Origin of the sequence: Streptomyces rubellus (assembly GCF_036323805.1) — a bacterium.
Taxonomy (GTDB): domain Bacteria; phylum Actinomycetota; class Actinomycetes; order Streptomycetales; family Streptomycetaceae; genus Streptomyces.
The window spans coordinates 135,366-149,711 of the sequence record NZ_JAZDCX010000014.1 but is presented as its reverse complement, the minus strand read 5'-3'; the positions used below and the strand labels follow the sequence as shown (position 1 = coordinate 149,711).

At 72.2% G+C, this 14,346-nt stretch carries 12 protein-coding genes; 6 read left to right on the top strand and 6 right to left on the bottom strand.

Going from position 1 to position 14,346, the window contains the following annotated elements; all coding sequences use genetic code 11:
* Positions 1 to 3: 3 nt before the first annotated feature.
* Positions 4 to 4,044, bottom strand: coding sequence for a HAMP domain-containing protein (locus tag V1L54_RS18175; RefSeq protein WP_330119085.1), 4,041 nt, complete (start codon positions 4,042 to 4,044; stop codon positions 4 to 6).
* A 356-nt stretch (positions 4,045 to 4,400) separates the two neighbouring features.
* Here V1L54_RS18175 and V1L54_RS18170 point away from each other — a divergent pair, with 356 nt between their 5' ends.
* Both V1L54_RS18170 and V1L54_RS18165 read left to right on the top strand, forming a co-directional pair.
* On the top strand, positions 4,401 to 5,759 hold the full coding sequence (locus V1L54_RS18170; RefSeq protein WP_330119084.1) for an alkaline phosphatase PhoX: 1,359 nt from the start codon (positions 4,401 to 4,403) through the stop codon (positions 5,757 to 5,759).
* Between the two features lie 193 nt (positions 5,760 to 5,952).
* Positions 5,953 to 6,570: a TetR/AcrR family transcriptional regulator gene (locus V1L54_RS18165; protein ID WP_330119083.1), complete on the top strand. Its 618-nt coding sequence runs from the start codon at positions 5,953 to 5,955 to the stop codon at positions 6,568 to 6,570.
* Here V1L54_RS18165 and V1L54_RS18160 read toward each other — a convergent pair.
* Entirely contained in the window at positions 6,560 to 7,639 is a 1,080-nt protein-coding gene (locus V1L54_RS18160; protein ID WP_330119082.1) for a methyltransferase, read from the bottom strand. The two genes, V1L54_RS18165 and V1L54_RS18160, sit on opposite strands and share 11 nt — an antisense overlap.
* A 331-nt stretch (positions 7,640 to 7,970) precedes the next feature.
* On the opposite strand from V1L54_RS18160, the gene V1L54_RS18155 reads away from it, so the two are divergent.
* On the top strand, positions 7,971 to 8,381 hold the full coding sequence (locus V1L54_RS18155; protein ID WP_330119081.1) for an ACT domain-containing protein: 411 nt from the start codon (positions 7,971 to 7,973) through the stop codon (positions 8,379 to 8,381).
* Between the two features lie 7 nt (positions 8,382 to 8,388).
* On the opposite strand, the gene V1L54_RS18150 is transcribed toward V1L54_RS18155, so the two are convergent.
* Positions 8,389 to 9,003, bottom strand: coding sequence for a dihydrofolate reductase family protein (locus V1L54_RS18150; protein WP_330119080.1), 615 nt, complete (start codon positions 9,001 to 9,003; stop codon positions 8,389 to 8,391).
* 149 nt (positions 9,004 to 9,152) lie between these two features.
* Between V1L54_RS18150 and V1L54_RS18145 the strand changes: the two genes are divergently transcribed.
* The 3 genes from V1L54_RS18145 to V1L54_RS18135 all read left to right on the top strand — a co-directional run bounded on the left by V1L54_RS18145 (position 9,153) and on the right by V1L54_RS18135 (position 10,743).
* Complete coding sequence (locus V1L54_RS18145) at positions 9,153 to 9,518, top strand: hypothetical protein (RefSeq protein ID WP_330119079.1); 366 nt, start codon at positions 9,153 to 9,155, stop codon at positions 9,516 to 9,518.
* Positions 9,519 to 9,655: 137 nt separating this feature from the next.
* Positions 9,656 to 10,057 (top strand): DnaJ family domain-containing protein, encoded by a 402-nt coding sequence (locus V1L54_RS18140; protein WP_330119078.1) that lies wholly within the window; start codon positions 9,656 to 9,658, stop codon positions 10,055 to 10,057.
* Between the two features lie 92 nt (positions 10,058 to 10,149).
* Positions 10,150 to 10,743 (top strand): hypothetical protein, encoded by a 594-nt coding sequence (locus V1L54_RS18135; RefSeq protein ID WP_330119077.1) that lies wholly within the window; start codon positions 10,150 to 10,152, stop codon positions 10,741 to 10,743.
* A 33-nt stretch (positions 10,744 to 10,776) separates the two neighbouring features.
* Here the strand turns inward: V1L54_RS18135 and V1L54_RS18130 are convergent, their stop codons facing one another.
* From V1L54_RS18130 to V1L54_RS18120, 3 genes are all read right to left on the bottom strand, one after another.
* Entirely contained in the window at positions 10,777 to 12,231 is a 1,455-nt protein-coding gene (locus V1L54_RS18130; protein WP_330119131.1) for a GH1 family beta-glucosidase, read from the bottom strand.
* A gap of 82 nt (positions 12,232 to 12,313) precedes the next feature.
* On the bottom strand, positions 12,314 to 13,240 hold the full coding sequence (locus tag V1L54_RS18125; RefSeq protein WP_330119076.1) for a carbohydrate ABC transporter permease: 927 nt from the start codon (positions 13,238 to 13,240) through the stop codon (positions 12,314 to 12,316).
* An 18-nt stretch (positions 13,241 to 13,258) separates the two neighbouring features.
* Entirely contained in the window at positions 13,259 to 14,275 is a 1,017-nt protein-coding gene (locus V1L54_RS18120; RefSeq protein WP_330119075.1) for a carbohydrate ABC transporter permease, read from the bottom strand.
* Positions 14,276 to 14,346 lie beyond the last annotated feature (71 nt).

Below are 14,346 nucleotides of genomic sequence, written 5' to 3'. Positions count from 1 at the left end.
GGGCTACAGGTCCAGGCAGCGCTGGATGCACGCGATGAGATCACGCGCGTCCAGCGGCTTGGTGACGTAGTCGCTGGCCCCGGCGGCGAGACTCTTCTCCCGGTCCCCGGGCATGGCCTTGGCCGTCACCGCGATGATGGGCAGCCCGGCGTACTCCGGCATCGCCCGGATCGCCGCGGTGGCTGCGTAGCCGTCCATCTCCGGCATCATCACGTCCATCAGGACCAGGTCGACCTCGGGGTGGGCGGTGAGGCAGTCGATGCCCTTGCGGCCGTTGTCGGCGTGCAGGACGTGCATGCCGTGGAGCTCCAGGATGCCGGTGAGGGCGTAGACGTTGCGGGCGTCGTCGTCGACGACGAGCACGGTGCGGCCCGCCAGCGTCCCGTCGGCCTCCTTCGGCTCGAACGTCTCGGTGGTCTCCTCGGGCCGCACCAGCGGGAGCACGTCGCCGGGCTCCTCCGCGGTCAGGTGCAGCGCTATGCGTTCGCGCAGCTCGTCCAGGCCGGCGAGCAGTTCCAGCGGCTGCCGCCGGGCGCGGTCCTGCAGCACCCGTTCCTGGTCCGGGTCCAGCCGCCGGTTGTTGTGGGCCAGGACCGGGACCCGGCCCAGCGCCGCGTCGCCCTCCATGGCCTCCAGGAAGCGCAGCGCCGTGCCGTCGGCCAGGTCGAGCTGCAGCACGATGCAGTGGCAGTCCTCCGCGGCGAGCGCGGCGGCCGCCTCCTGCTCCCCGACGGCGGTGACGATCTCCACCGGTCCGCGCGGGTCGCCCGGGCCGGCGCCGTCCGCGAGATCGGCCACGGCGTTCTCGGCGACCAGTGACAGCAGGCCGCGGGGGCGGTCCTCGACGACCAGCAGCCGCCGCTTCTGCGGGCGCGGCGGGGCGGTGACGGCGTTCCGCTCCGGGGCGGCGGTGTCCGTCTCCTCCCGGGGGACGCCGTCCTCGCGGGGCCCGGCGGCCGGCCGGTCCTGGAAGTCGGGGCGGGCCACGGGCAGGTAGAGCGTGAAGGTGCTGCCCTGCTCGGGGACGCTCTCGACGGTGATGGCGCCGCCCAGCAGGTAGGCGATCTCCCGGCTGATGGACAGGCCCAGCCCGGTGCCGCCGTACTTGCGGCTGGTGGTCCCGTCGGCCTGCTGGAAGGCCCCGAAGATGGTCTCCAGCTGCTGCTCGGGGATGCCGATGCCGGTGTCCTCCACCCGGAAGGCCACGGCCGCGCCGTGCAGCCGCACGGTGGCGGGCAGTTCGTCCGGGGAGACCGGCTCTATCCGCAGGCGGACGCCGCCGGACTCGGTGAACTTCACCGCGTTGGACAGCAGGTTGCGCAGCACCTGGCGCAGCCGGGAGTCGTCGGTGAACAGGTCGACGGGGACGCCCGGCGCGGTGCTGATGGTGAAGTCGAGGCTCTTCTGCGTGGTCAGCGGCCGGAAGGTGGCCTCGACGTAGTCCAGCAGCCGGCGCAGCGGGAACCGCTCGGGGTTGATGTCCATCTTGCCCGCCTCGACCTTGGACAGGTCCAGGATGTCGTTGATCAGCTGGAGCAGGTCGGAGCCGGCGGAGTGGATGATGCCCGCGTACTCCACCTGCTTGGGGGTGAGGTTGCGGGTGGGGTTCTGGGCCAGGAGCTGGGCGAGGATCAGCAGGCTGTTGAGCGGGGTGCGCAGCTCGTGGCTCATGTTGGCCAGGAACTCCGACTTGTACTTGGAGGCCAGCGACAGCTGCCGGGCCCGCTCCTCCAGCTCCTGCCGGGCCTGCTCGATCTCCAGGTTCTTGGTCTCGATGTCGCGGTTCTGGGAGACCAGCAGGGCGGCCTTCTCCTCCAGCTCGGCGTTGGAGCGCTGCAGCTCCTCCTGCTGGGTCTGGAGTTCCTCCGAGCGGGCCTGGAGCTCGCCGGCCAGCCGCTGCGACTCCTGGAGCAGTTCGTCGGTGCGGGCGTTGGCGACGATGGTGTTGACGTTGACGCCCACGGTCTCCATCAGCTGGCCGAGGAAGTCCTGGTGCACCGCGGTGAAGGGGCTGACCGACGCCAGTTCGATGACGCCGAGCACCTGGTCCTCCGCGAGGATCGGCAGCACGATCAGGCTGCTCGGCTGGACGGCGCCCAGCCCGGAGGAGACGGTGACATAGCCGGGCGGCAGGTCGTCGACGGTGATGGTGCGGCGGCTGCGGGCCGCCTGGCCGACCAGGGACTGGCCCAGCCGGAAGCGCGGCGTCCCGGCGCCCCCGGCGACCTCCGGATGGCCGTAGGAGCCGATGAGGCGCAGTTCCGTCTCGCCGGCGGCGCTCTCCTCGGCGAGGTAGAAGGCGCCGTACTGCGCGCCGACCAGCGGGGTCAGCTCGTCCATGATCAGTTCGGCCACGACCGACAGGTCGCGGCGGCCCTGCATCAGGCCGGAGACCCGGGCCAGGTTCGTCTTGAGCCAGTCCTGCTCCTGGTTGGCCCGGGTGGTCTCGCGCAGGGACTCCACCATGAAGTTGATGTTGTCCTTGAGGTCGGCGACCTCGCCGGAGGCGTCCACGGTGATGGAGCGGGTCAGATCGCCCTCGGCGACGGCGCTGGTGACCTCGGCGATGGCGCGCACCTGCCGGGTCAGGTTCCCGGCCAGCTCGTTGACGTTCTCCGTCAGTCGCTTCCAGGTGCCCGAGACGCCCTCGACCTCCGCCTGGCCGCCGAGCCGGCCCTCGCTGCCGACCTCGCGGGCCACCCGGGTGACCTCCGCGGCGAACGCGGAGAGCTGGTCGACCATCGTGTTGATGGTGGTCTTCAGCTCCAGGATCTCGCCCCGCGCGTCGACATCGATCTTGCGGGTGAGGTCGCCCTGGGCCACCGCGGTGGTCACCTGGGCGATGTTGCGGACCTGGCCGGTCAGGTTGTTCGCCATGGAGTTGACGTTGTCGGTCAGGTCCTTCCACGTCCCCGACACCCCGGGCACGTGCGCCTGGCCGCCGAGCATGCCCTCGGTGCCCACCTCCCGCGCCACCCGCGTCACCTCGTCCGCGAACGACGACAGCGTGGTCACCATGGTGTTGATCACGTCCGCGAGGGCGGCGACCTCGCCCTTGGCCTCGACGGTGATCTTCTGCGACAGGTCGCCGCGGGCGACCGCGGTGGCCACCTGGGCGATGGACCGCACCTGGCCGGTCAGGTTGGAGGCCATGACGTTGACGTTGTCGGTCAGGTCCTTCCACGTCCCCGACACCCCGGGCACGTGCGCCTGGCCGCCCAGGTTGCCCTCGGTGCCCACCTCCCGCGCCACCCGCGTCACCTCGTCCGCGAACGACGACAGCTGGTCGACCATCGTGTTGATGGTCTCCTTCAGCGCCAGGATCTCCCCGCGGGCGTCCACCCGGATCTTCTGCGACAGGTCGCCCTTGGCGACCGCGGTGGCCACCTGCGCGATGGACCGCACCTGGCCGGTCAGGTTCCCGGCCATGGAGTTCACCGAGTCGGTCAGGTCCCGCCAGGTGCCGGAGACGCCCTTGACGTCCGCCTGGCCGCCCAGGATGCCCTCGGTGCCCACCTCGCGGGCCACCCGGGTGACCTCGTCGGCGAACGCGGAGAGCTGGTCGACCATCGTGTTGATGGTGTTCTTCAGCTCCAGGATCTCGCCCCGGGCGTCGACGGTGATCTTCTGCGACAGGTCGCCCTTGGCGACCGCGGTGGTCACCTGGGCGATGGAGCGGACCTGAGTGGTCAGGTTGCCCGCCATGAAGTTCACCGAGTCGGTCAGGTCCCGCCAGGCCCCGCCGACCCCCGGCACCTGGGCCTGACCGCCGAGCCGGCCCTCGCTGCCGACCTCCCGGGAGACCCGGGTCACCTCGGAGGTGAACAGCGACAGCTGGTCCACCATGCCGTTGAAGACCGTGGCGATCTCGCCCAGCAGACCGTCGGCGCCGTCCGGCAGCCGGGTGCCGAAGTCGCCGTCCCGGACCGCGGTGAGCCCGGCCAGGAGCTGCCGGAGCTCCTGGTCGCCGGCCTTGCCGGCGCTCCGGGTGCCCCGGCCGCGCCCGCCACCGGGACGTGCCTCCCCGACCGTGGTGTCAACCATGTCCGCCCTCGCTCCGTCTCCGCCACCAGGGCCCGCCGCGCACGGCAGCCGACCCGTCCGCCCGTACCGGCGGAGGAGCGACGCGGCTGCGCCACGTTCGTGAACCGACATGTCCGCCGTTCGGCGGACACACAAACGCCCCCGAGGCTATCCCAAACCGGGACGTCACCGGATCGGCACCTCCGTGAAGATCCGCACACATCTCCGTCCGCCGTGGCGGACGGGCCGCCGCGCGGCCATGAAAGGTTCCCCCGGCGGTCGCCCCTCGTTGGGGGACGGCCCGCCACCGCGCTGCCTACGGTGATCACGGTCGATCCCACCCCCCGCGTCCGTCCACCGCGTCCGAGAGGGACACCATGACCAGCACGCCCACCGACGGAACGAACCGCTCCGGTTTCGCGCGGCGCAGTCTGCTGCGGGGCACCGCGGCGGCCGCGGCCGCCGGCCTCCCCTTCCAGGCACTCACCGCCCGCACGGCGGCGGCCGTACCCGCCAAGTTCGACCACGACCCCGGCTACGGCCCGCTGCGCCCGGTGCGGGACCAGGCCACCGGTCTGGAGCTGCTGGCGCTGCCGCGCGGCTTCGAGTACATCTCCTACGGCTGGACCAACGACCTGATGGACGACGGGATCCGCACCCCGGGCGCACACGACGGCATGGCCGCCTTCCGGTACGGCGACCGGGTCCACCTGGTCCGCAACCACGAGCGCGGCGCCGGTCCCGCCTTCACCTCCCCCGCGTACAACCCCGGTGCGGGCGGCGGAACCACCACGCTGGTCTTCGACCCGGACGCCGGGCAGTGGCTGGAGTCCTACGGCAGCCTCGGCGGCACCATACGCAACTGCGCCGGCGGCCCGACCCCGTGGGGCACCTGGCTGACCTGCGAGGAGACCTTCGGCACCACGGCGGGCCGGCGGCACGGCTACATCTTCGAGGTGGCCTCGCGCGGCAAGGGCGACCCCACCCCGCTGACCGCCATGGGCCGCTTCAACCACGAGGCCGTCGCCGTCGACCCGGCGACCGGTCACATCTACGAGACCGAGGACCGGGGCGACGCCTGCCTGTACCGCTTCACCCCGGCGGTCCCCGGCGAGCTGTCCCGGGGCGGCAGGCTGGAGGCGCTGCGTCTCGGAGAGGCGTCCTACGACACCCGCCGCGACGGCGCGCGGTCCTACGGCACCGTCTCCTGGGTGCCGGTCGGCGACGTCGACCCGGACGGCGACACGCTCCGCCACCAGGCCCAGCGGAACGGCGCCGCCGTCTTCAGCCGCCTGGAGGGCGCCTGGTACGGCAACGACCGGATCTACGTCATCACCACCGACGGCGGTCCCGCCCGGCAGGGCCAGGTCTTCGAGCTCGACCCGGTCACGGACGAGTTCCGGGTGCTGTTCGCCTCCCCCGGCGCCGAGGTGCTCAACGCGCCGGACAACATGTGCGTCAGCCCGCGCGGCGGCCTGGTGCTGTGCGAGGACGGCGGCGGCACCGAGTACGTCCACGGTCTGACCCCGGAGGGTGAGATCTTCCGCTTCGCGGCCAACACCGTGGACCTGCGCGGCGGCACCGCGGGCAAGGACGTGGCGGCGGCCGACCACACCGGCTCGGAGTGGGCCGGTTCGGTGTTCGAGCCCAAGAACGGCAACTGGCTGTTCGTCAACATCCAGACCCCCGGCATCACCTTCGCGATCACCGGTCCCTGGCGCCGCGGCGCCCTGTGATCCCGGCCCGTCCCGGTACGGTACGGCGGTCCCGCGCGAGCGGGGCCGCCGTACGGCGGCCGGCGCGGCGGAGCCGCCTTGCCACCCCGCGTGCCCGCCGGAGAGCGTGGCGGGCACCCGGCCGCCCGGCGTGCCCCGCGTATCACCCGGACAACGGCTGGGATCCCGCCTGCGCCCTTGCTACGGTCGGCGCATGCCAGGCCGTCGCTACCACTCGCCCCGCCGCGTGGAGGCCGCTGCCGCGACCCGGCAGTCGATCCTGGACGCCGCCAAGGAGCTCTTCGCCACCCACGGCTACGTGGCCACCACCGTCACCCGGATCGCCGCCGCGGCCCGGGTCGGCACCAACACCGTCTACACCAGCACCGGCGGCAAACCGCAAATTCTGCGCGAGCTGGTCACCGCGAGCGTCGAGGACCCCATCGCCGAACGAACGCTCGCGCGGGTCGCGGCGGCCGGCGACGCCCACGACGTGGTCGCGTACGCCGTCGAGGGCATCCGCCGCGACAGCGAGAAACACGCCGTTGTCATCGAGATCCTCCTTGACGCGGCCTCGGTCGACGCGCACGCCGCCGAGGTGCTGCACTTCGCCCAAGAGCGATTCCGTGACGCGTTGCGGACCATCGCCGACCGGCTCGCCGCGCTGGGCGCCCTGCCGGAGGGGCTCGACGCGGCGGGCGCGACGGACGTGCTCTGGTACTACCTCGGCCTGTCGTCCTGGCGCGTGCTGGTGCGGGAGAACGGCTGGGACTGGGACACCGCCGAGCGGTGGCTGCGGAACCGGACCGTGGCCGCCCTGCTCACCGGGTGAGTGTGGCCTCCAGGATCGCGAACGGGCTGTCCACAGGCCCTGGGACGCGCCGGTCGAGGGTGAACCCGGCACTGGCGAACAGTGCCGCGAACTCTGCCTCCCGGCGCTCGTGGCCCGACACCATGCCGAGCATGGTCAGGTCGAGCAGCTTGCTCAGATGCGGCTCGTCGCCCTCCGAGAGCACCGTCTCCACCACCACCAGCCGGGCGCCGTCGGGCGCCGCCTGCGCGATCCGGCCCAGGATGCGCGCACACGAGGCGTCGTCCCAGTCGTGCAGCACGGTGGACAGCAGGTAGACGTCCGCGGCCGGCACGCTCTCGAAGAAGTCACCGGCCTGTACCTCGATGCGGCTGGACATCCCCTGGTCGGCCAGCCGTGCGCGTGCGGTGGGCACCACGTGCTCCACGTCGAGGACGATGCCGCGTCGACCGGGTTCGTCGGCCAGCAGCCGGGCCAGCACGGAGCCGTCGGCGCCGCCGATGTCGGCAACCACCTCACCGGCCGGGAGCCGGTAGCCGGCCAGTGCGGCGTCCTTGGGGCCGTACGTCAGGTTCGCCATCGCCGACGCCATCACGGGCATGTGCTCCGGGTGGGCGCCCAGCCACTCCACGAAGGACTGCCCGAAGTGCGCCGTGGCCGCCGGGATGCCCGTACGGACGGTGGTGACCAGCTCGGAGAAGGGCGCGTAGTGCGTCTCCATCCACATGATCGCCACGTCGCGCACCGAACCGGGCACATCCGCCGCCAGCGTGGAGCCGAGTGGGGTGAGCGCGAAGGCGTCCTCGCCGTGATGGGTCACCACCCCGATGCCGGAGAGGACATGCAGCAGCCGCCCCAGCGCGCCGGCGTCCGTCTCCGTGGCCTTCGCCAACTCCTCGACCGTCATCGGACCGCCGTGCAGCGCCGTGGCCACACCGAGCTTGGCCAGCGCGTACAGCGCCTGGGACTGCTGGAAACCGGAGAGCAGGCGCAGCATCTCCAGGGACCGCTCGGACGCGGACGCCTCGGGTGCCGTCGCGACTGGGACCGTCGCCGCGTCGGCCTGCGAGGGAGTGGGCGCGGGAGTCATGGGCCTCTCCAGAATGCACAAGAATTCATGGTAATCAAACTACCACGAAATCATGTTGCGCTGTCGTGGCGGTCGGGCCGCCGTGGCCAGGCCGGTGACATGGTTCCGGGCGGTGAAACGGTCGGTCATCTCGGCGCGGCACTCGGGAGCGGTGGGGCAACGGCGCCGAGAACCGGTCCCGGAGCGGTTCGGTCAGCCATGACGGCAGCGCAGGCGCGGATCTCCCCATTGATCACAGAGCATCGCAACTCCGTGATCACCAGGTCCTGCGCCTGTTCTGCTCCCGGGGTCGTCCACCACGCCTGTCCGCGCGAGCTCTTAGGATGCCCCGGTGGCGGGAGAACGCGATCTTCGAAGACTGCTGGCCGGGCTGCGTCCGGAGCTCGATCCGGACGAGTACGTCTTCACCACCGTCCCCGGCGACCGGATTCCGCCGGGCCTGGCCCCCGTGGTCACCGTCGCCGAGCCCGAGGGCCTCACCCTGGTGCTGCGCCGGACGGAGGCGGAGCGGGCCGGGCTGCCCCACGACTACACCGCGGGCCGGATCGTCCTGCGGGTCCACTCCGCGCTCGACGCCGTGGGGCTGACGGCGGCCGTCGCCGCGGAACTCGCCGCGGCGGGGCTGAGCTGCAACGTGGTGGCCGGCTTCCACCACGACCACCTCTTCGTGCCCCATGAGCGGGCACGGGAGGCGCTGGACCTGCTGCGGGCCCTGGCCGCCCGGTCCGGTGACCCCTCCTGACGCGGCACTAGGCTCCGACCAGGCCGTACTCCGGCCGTCCCGCCGCGCGGTAGACGTGGATCGCGACCCCGGTGCCGGTGGTCCTGCTCTCCACCGCCTCCAGGGCGGTGGGCACCGTCCCGTCGGCGAACAGGCGCTTCCCGCTCCCCAGCAGCACCGGGAAGACCATCAGGCGGTACTCGTCGATCAGGCCGTGCGCCATCAGGCTGTGCGCGAGGTTCCCGCTGCCGTGGACCTGCAGCTCTCCGTCCAGCCGCTCCTTCAGCCCGGCCACCTCCTTGACGGCGTCCCCGCCGAGCAGGGTGGAGTTGTGCCACCCGGCCGACTCCAGGGTCCGGGAGGCGACGTACTTGGGCAGGGTGTTGAGCCTGCCCGCGACGGGGTCGTCCGCGTCGGTGACCTGCGGCCAGTAGGCGGCGAAGATCTCGTACGTCCGGCGGCCCAGCAGGAAGCCGGTCACGGTGCTGAAGGTCTCGTCCACGAAGCGGCCCAGCTCCTCGTCGAAGTGGGGCGCCACCCAGCCGCCGTGCTCGAAGCCGCCCTCGCGGTCCTCGTCCGGGCCACCGGGCGCCTGCACGACCCCGTCCAGGGTCATGAACGCGGTCAGTGTCACCTTGGCCATGGTCTGCTCCTGTCTGCCGTGCCGTTCCCCGTTCCGGGGTGTTCACGGGGGTAGGACGCCCCGGCGGCCCGGAACTCATCGGTGCCCGGCACCGGTGCCCACCGCCTGTCCACCGCCGCTCCGTGCCGCCGCCGCGCGAGGATGGGGCCATGCTGCTGGCCGATGTCGCCCACATCTCCCGCCGGGTCGCGGACACCCCCTCGCGCACCGGGAAGACCGCCCTGCTCGCCGGACTGCTCCGCCGGACCGACCCCGCGGACGCCCCGGTCGTCATCACCTTTCTGGCGGGCCGGCTCCCGCAGCGCCGGACCGGGATCGACCGGCGGGTGCTGTACGAGGAGGTGCCCCCGGCCGCCGGGCCCGCCCTGACCGTGCGGGAGGCGCACCGGACGCTGGACGAGATCGCCGCCGTCTCCGGCAAGGGGGCGCAGGCCCGGCGCGGACGGCTGCTGAGCGGTCTGCTGGCCGCCGCGAGGAGGCGGCTGCGGCCTGCCGGGAGGCACTCGCGCTGGTGACCGTCGATCCCGGACGGCGCTGTCTCGCCCGCCGGCCGGCGGAGGCCGGCGGCACCGGGTGAGGCCCTGTCGCCGGGCGGCGGCGCGCGGTCCTAGGCTTTCGGGTACGAGCGCCGTCCGACGGGAGGGACCGCACCGTGACCGAACGCAAACCGCCCGGCGTCGACTTCGAGACCTGGGCCGACCGGCAGATCCGCGAGGCGACCGAGCGCGGCGACTTCGAGAACCTGCCCGGCTTCGGCAAGCCGCTGCCCGATCTGGGGGCGCCCTACGACGAGCAGTGGTGGGTGAAGAAGAAGATGCGCCGCGAGGAGCTCTCCTTCCTGCCGCCCGCACTGGCCCTGCGCAAGGAGGCGGAGGACGCCCTGGCCGCCGCCCGCCGGGCACCCTCCGAGAGCGAGGCGCGGCGGATCGTGGCCGGGATCAACGAGAAGATCGCCGCGGCGCTCCGCAGGCCGCCGCCGGGCCCGCCGCTGGGTCTGGCGCCCTTCGACCCCGAGGAGGTCGTACGGGAGTGGCGCGAGGGCCGCGCCACCTGACGGGCACCGCGGGACGGTGTTCGCGAGGTGTTGGCCCGCCGTTCGACCGCCGCGCCTGACGGGCGGCGGGTGCCCGGCCGTAGGGTGCGGCCGTGGACAGTGAGCAGCGGCGCGAAGGGCGGTGGGGCCTGTCCCGGGTCCTCCGCCGACCCGCGGTCCTGACGGCCGCGGGGCTGGCGGCCGTCGCCGGGATCGTCGTTCTGAGTGTGTGGTACGACAGGGCGACCTGGGACGACGACGAGTTGGAGGACGCCGTCCACGCCGCGGCCTCCGCCCTGGAGGCGTATCCGCACCTCCTCCCCGGCCCCGGCGTCCCCGACCGCGCGGCCGAGGCGGCGGTCAGGGACGCGATCGTGGCGCGCAGGGGCCCGCGGACCCCCTCCGGCGGGGTCCACGTCAAGCGGTACAGCGGCCAGCACGGCCTCTACGACATCCGCGCGGACGGCGTGGCCGAGTCCGACGACGTCCTCTGCCTCCGGATCCGGCCGCCGGACCCTCCGGAGGAGGGGCCCTTCGACGACCGGAGCCGCGTGCGGGTCCGCGAGGGGCGCTGCGAGCCGCCGATCCCCCTTCCCTCCTGGGCCGTCTCCCCGTCGCCCCGATCCTCGACGACGACTCGGACGGCTGCGGGAACGGCCCCGGAGCCGGGGAGCGGAAGGGCGGCCGCCCTTCCGCTCCCCGGCTGACCGGGGCTTCGCTTCCCGCGGCAGCGGTACCGGTCAGAGCTCCGTGCCGGGGGCGGGCGGCAGGGCGTTGTCGCGGACCACCCCGGCGTACCAGCGGGCGCTCTCCTTGGGGATGCGCCGGCGGGTGGCGTAGTCGACGTACACCGCCCCGAACCGCTTGCTGTAGCCGTAGCCCCACTCGAAGTTGTCCAGCAGGGACCACAGGAAGTAGCCGCGCACGTCCGCGCCGTCCTGGACGGCGCGGTGCACCGCCGACAGGTGGCCGTGCAGGTAGGAGATGCGCTCCGGGTCGACGACCCGGCCCTCGGGGTTGACGTAGTCGTCGAACGCCGCGCCGTTCTCGGTGATCATCACCGGTGTGCCGGGGAAGTCGTCGCGCACCCGGCACAGCAGCTCGTACATGCCGTCGGGGTCCACCGTCCAGCCCATGGCCGTGCGGGGGCCGGGCGTGCTGTGGAAGGCCACGTCGTCGGCGCCCGGCCAGGGGCTGTGCTCGCTCGCCCCGTGGCCGTCGTCGCCGTGGGAGCCGGGGCCGGAGGCGGCGGAGACGAGGGTGGGGCTGTAGTAGTTGACACCCAGGAAGTCGATCGGCTGGTGGATCGCCGCGGTGTCGCCCTCGCGCACGAAGGACCAGTCCGTCAGGTGCGCGGTGTCCCGCAGGATGTCCTCGGGGTACTCCCCGCGCAGCATGGGCCCGGTGAAGACCCGGTTGGCCACGCCGTCGATACGGCGCGCCGCGTCGAGGTCCTCGGGGTTGTCGGTCAGGGACCGCACATGGTGCAGGTTGAGCGTGACGGAGGTCTGGGCGTCGGCGGGCAGCACGGCGCGCAGCGCCTGGGTGCCCAGGCCGTGGGCCAGGTTGAGGTGGTGGGCGGCGCGCAGCGCGGCGGCCTGGTCGGTGCGGCCGGGGGCGTGGACGCCGGAGCTGTAGCCGAGGAAGGCCGAGCACCACGGCTCGTTGAGCGTCGTCCAGGTCTTGACGCGGTCGCCGAGCGCCCCGGCGACGAGCGAGGCGTACTCCGCGAACCGCTCGGCGGTGGCGCGCTCGGGCCAGCCCCCGGCGTCCTCCAGCTCCTGGGGCAGGTCCCAGTGGTAGAGGGTCGCCACGGGCCGGATGCCCCGCTCCAGCAGTCCGTCCACCAGGCGGTTGTAGAAGTCCAGGCCCTTGGCGGAGGCGGGCCCGCTGCCGCCGGGCTGGACACGCGGCCAGGAGATGGAGAAGCGGTACGCGCCCACGCCGAGCTCGGACATGATCGCGAGGTCGTCACGCCAGAGGTGGTAGTGGTCGCAGGCGATGTCGCCGGTGTCCCCGTTGCGCACCTTCCCCGGGGTGCGGGAGTAGGTGTCCCAGATGGAGGGGGTGCGGCCGTCCTCGTTCGCGGCGCCCTCGATCTGGTAGGCGGCGGTCGCGGTGCCCCAGACGAAGCCCGGTGGGAACACCCGGACGCCCTGGGCCTGCGCGGCGGGCTCGGCGGTGTGGGAGGAGATGGCCACGAAGGTCCTTCCTTCGAAATCGGGTAAGGAGGTTGTGAAGGGGGAGAGCCCGGCGCGGTGCGCCGGGCCGGGGATGTCAGCCCTTGACCGCGCCCTGCATGATGCCGCCGACGATCTGCTTGCCGAAGGCGATGAACATCACCAGCAGCGGCAGGGTGCCCAGCAGGGCGCCGGCCATGATGAGCGACTGGTCGCGCACGTATCCCGCGCTGAGCTGGGTCAGGGCCACCGGGATCGTGGGATTGGTCATGTCGAGCACGATGAACGGCCAGAAGAAGTCGTTCCAGGCGTGCACGAAGGTGATCATGAAGATCACCGCCATCGCGGGGCGGGCGACCGGCAGGACGACGCTCCAGAAGATCCGCAGACTGTGCGCCCCGTCCACCCGGCCGGCCTCGATGAGCTCGTCGGGCAGCGCCTCCACCAGGTACTGCCGCATGAAGAACACGCCGACGGCGCTGACCAGGGTGGGGAAGATGACGGCGGGCAGCTTCTGCCCCCAGCCCAGCTCGGTCATCATCATGAACAGCGGTACGACGCTCAGCTGCGGCGGCACCAGCATCGTGCCGATGACCAGCATCAGCAGGATGTTGCGGCCGCGGAAGCGCAGCTTGGCGAAGGCGAAGCCGGCCAGGGTGGCGAACAGGACGGTGGACAGGGCGATCGTGGTGGCGACGATGAAGCTGTTGATCAGCGCCGTGCCCATCGCCGCGTCCTGCCACGCGGCCGAGAGGTTCTTGAACAGGTTGGGCCCGGGGAGGAACGGCGGCGGGGTCTGGGAGACCCGGGTGTTGTCGGTGGAGGCCGCCACCATCGTCCAGTACAGCGGGAACAGGGAGAGCAGCGCGGCCAGGCCGAGCAGGAGGTAGGCCACGGGTCCGGCCTTCTGCTGCTGTCCGGCCTTCGGGCGCAGGGACAGGCGGAGCCGGCGGCTCGTGGGCGAAACGGTGTCCGCGATCGGCTCGGGTACGTCCGCCCGGGGACGGGCGGTGTCGGTGGTCATGGGATTGCCGCTCCCTGGTCAGGACGTGCGGGACTTGACGCGCTTGACGACGCGCTGGAGGACGAAGACGAGGATGAGCAGGAGGAACATCGCCCAGGCGACCGTGGCGGCCCGCCCCATCTCGTAGTTCTTCCAGCCCTCCTCGTACAGCAGCAGACCGAGCGTCTGGTACTGGTTGTCCGCCCCGCCGCTGACACCGTTCGGGCCCTGGCCGAAGATCAGCGGCTCACCGAAGAGCTGGGTGGCGCCGATGGTGGACAGCACGATGGTGAAGACGATCGTGGAGCGGATGCCGGGGATGGTGACCTTGGTGAACTGCTGCCAGCGCGACGCGCCGTCGATGGCCGCCGCCTCGTACCGGTCCTGGGGGATGGCCTGCATCGCGGCCAGGTACAGCAGGGCGTTGTAGCCGGTCCACCGCCAGATCACGATGGTGGAGATCGCGAACTGGGCGGGCCACTTGCTGTTCTCCCAGTCGACGTTGTCGACTCCGAACAGGCTCAGGAACCAGTTGATCATTCCGAAGTCGCGCTCGAAGAGCATGGTGAACACCAGCGCGGCGGCGGCGATCGAGGTCGCGTAGGGCGTCAGGGCGGCGACCCGGAAGAAGGCCGAGCCCTTCAGCTTGTAGTTCAGCAGGTGCGCCAGGCCGAGGGCCATCAGCAGCTGCGGAACGGTGGAGATCACGCCGATGGTGAAGGTGTTCGCCAGCGCGTTCCAGAAGCGTTCGTCCTGCCAGAGCTCCGTGTAGTTCCCGAAGCCCTCCCACTCCATGAGGTCCATGGTCGCCAGCTCCACGTCGTGGAGGGAGATCCACGCCGTGTAGAGCAGCGGGTAGAGGCTGAAGGCGCCGAAGACGACGAAGAAGGGGGCGACGAACGCATAGGGCGCCGCCTTGATGTCGAAACGGTGGAGAAGAGTGCGCCACGCCTGCCGGGGACGCGCCCCGTTCCGGTCGTCGGGGCTCTCCTTCGTGGGGCCGGCCGGCCCGCTCTGCGGCCCGTCGACGCCGGGAGCCGAGGTGGAGGTGGCCACGGAGGGCTTCCTTCCTGGGGGTGCCTGGTGGAGAACGATGGGGACGAGGCCCCCGGTGGCCGCGGGGAGGC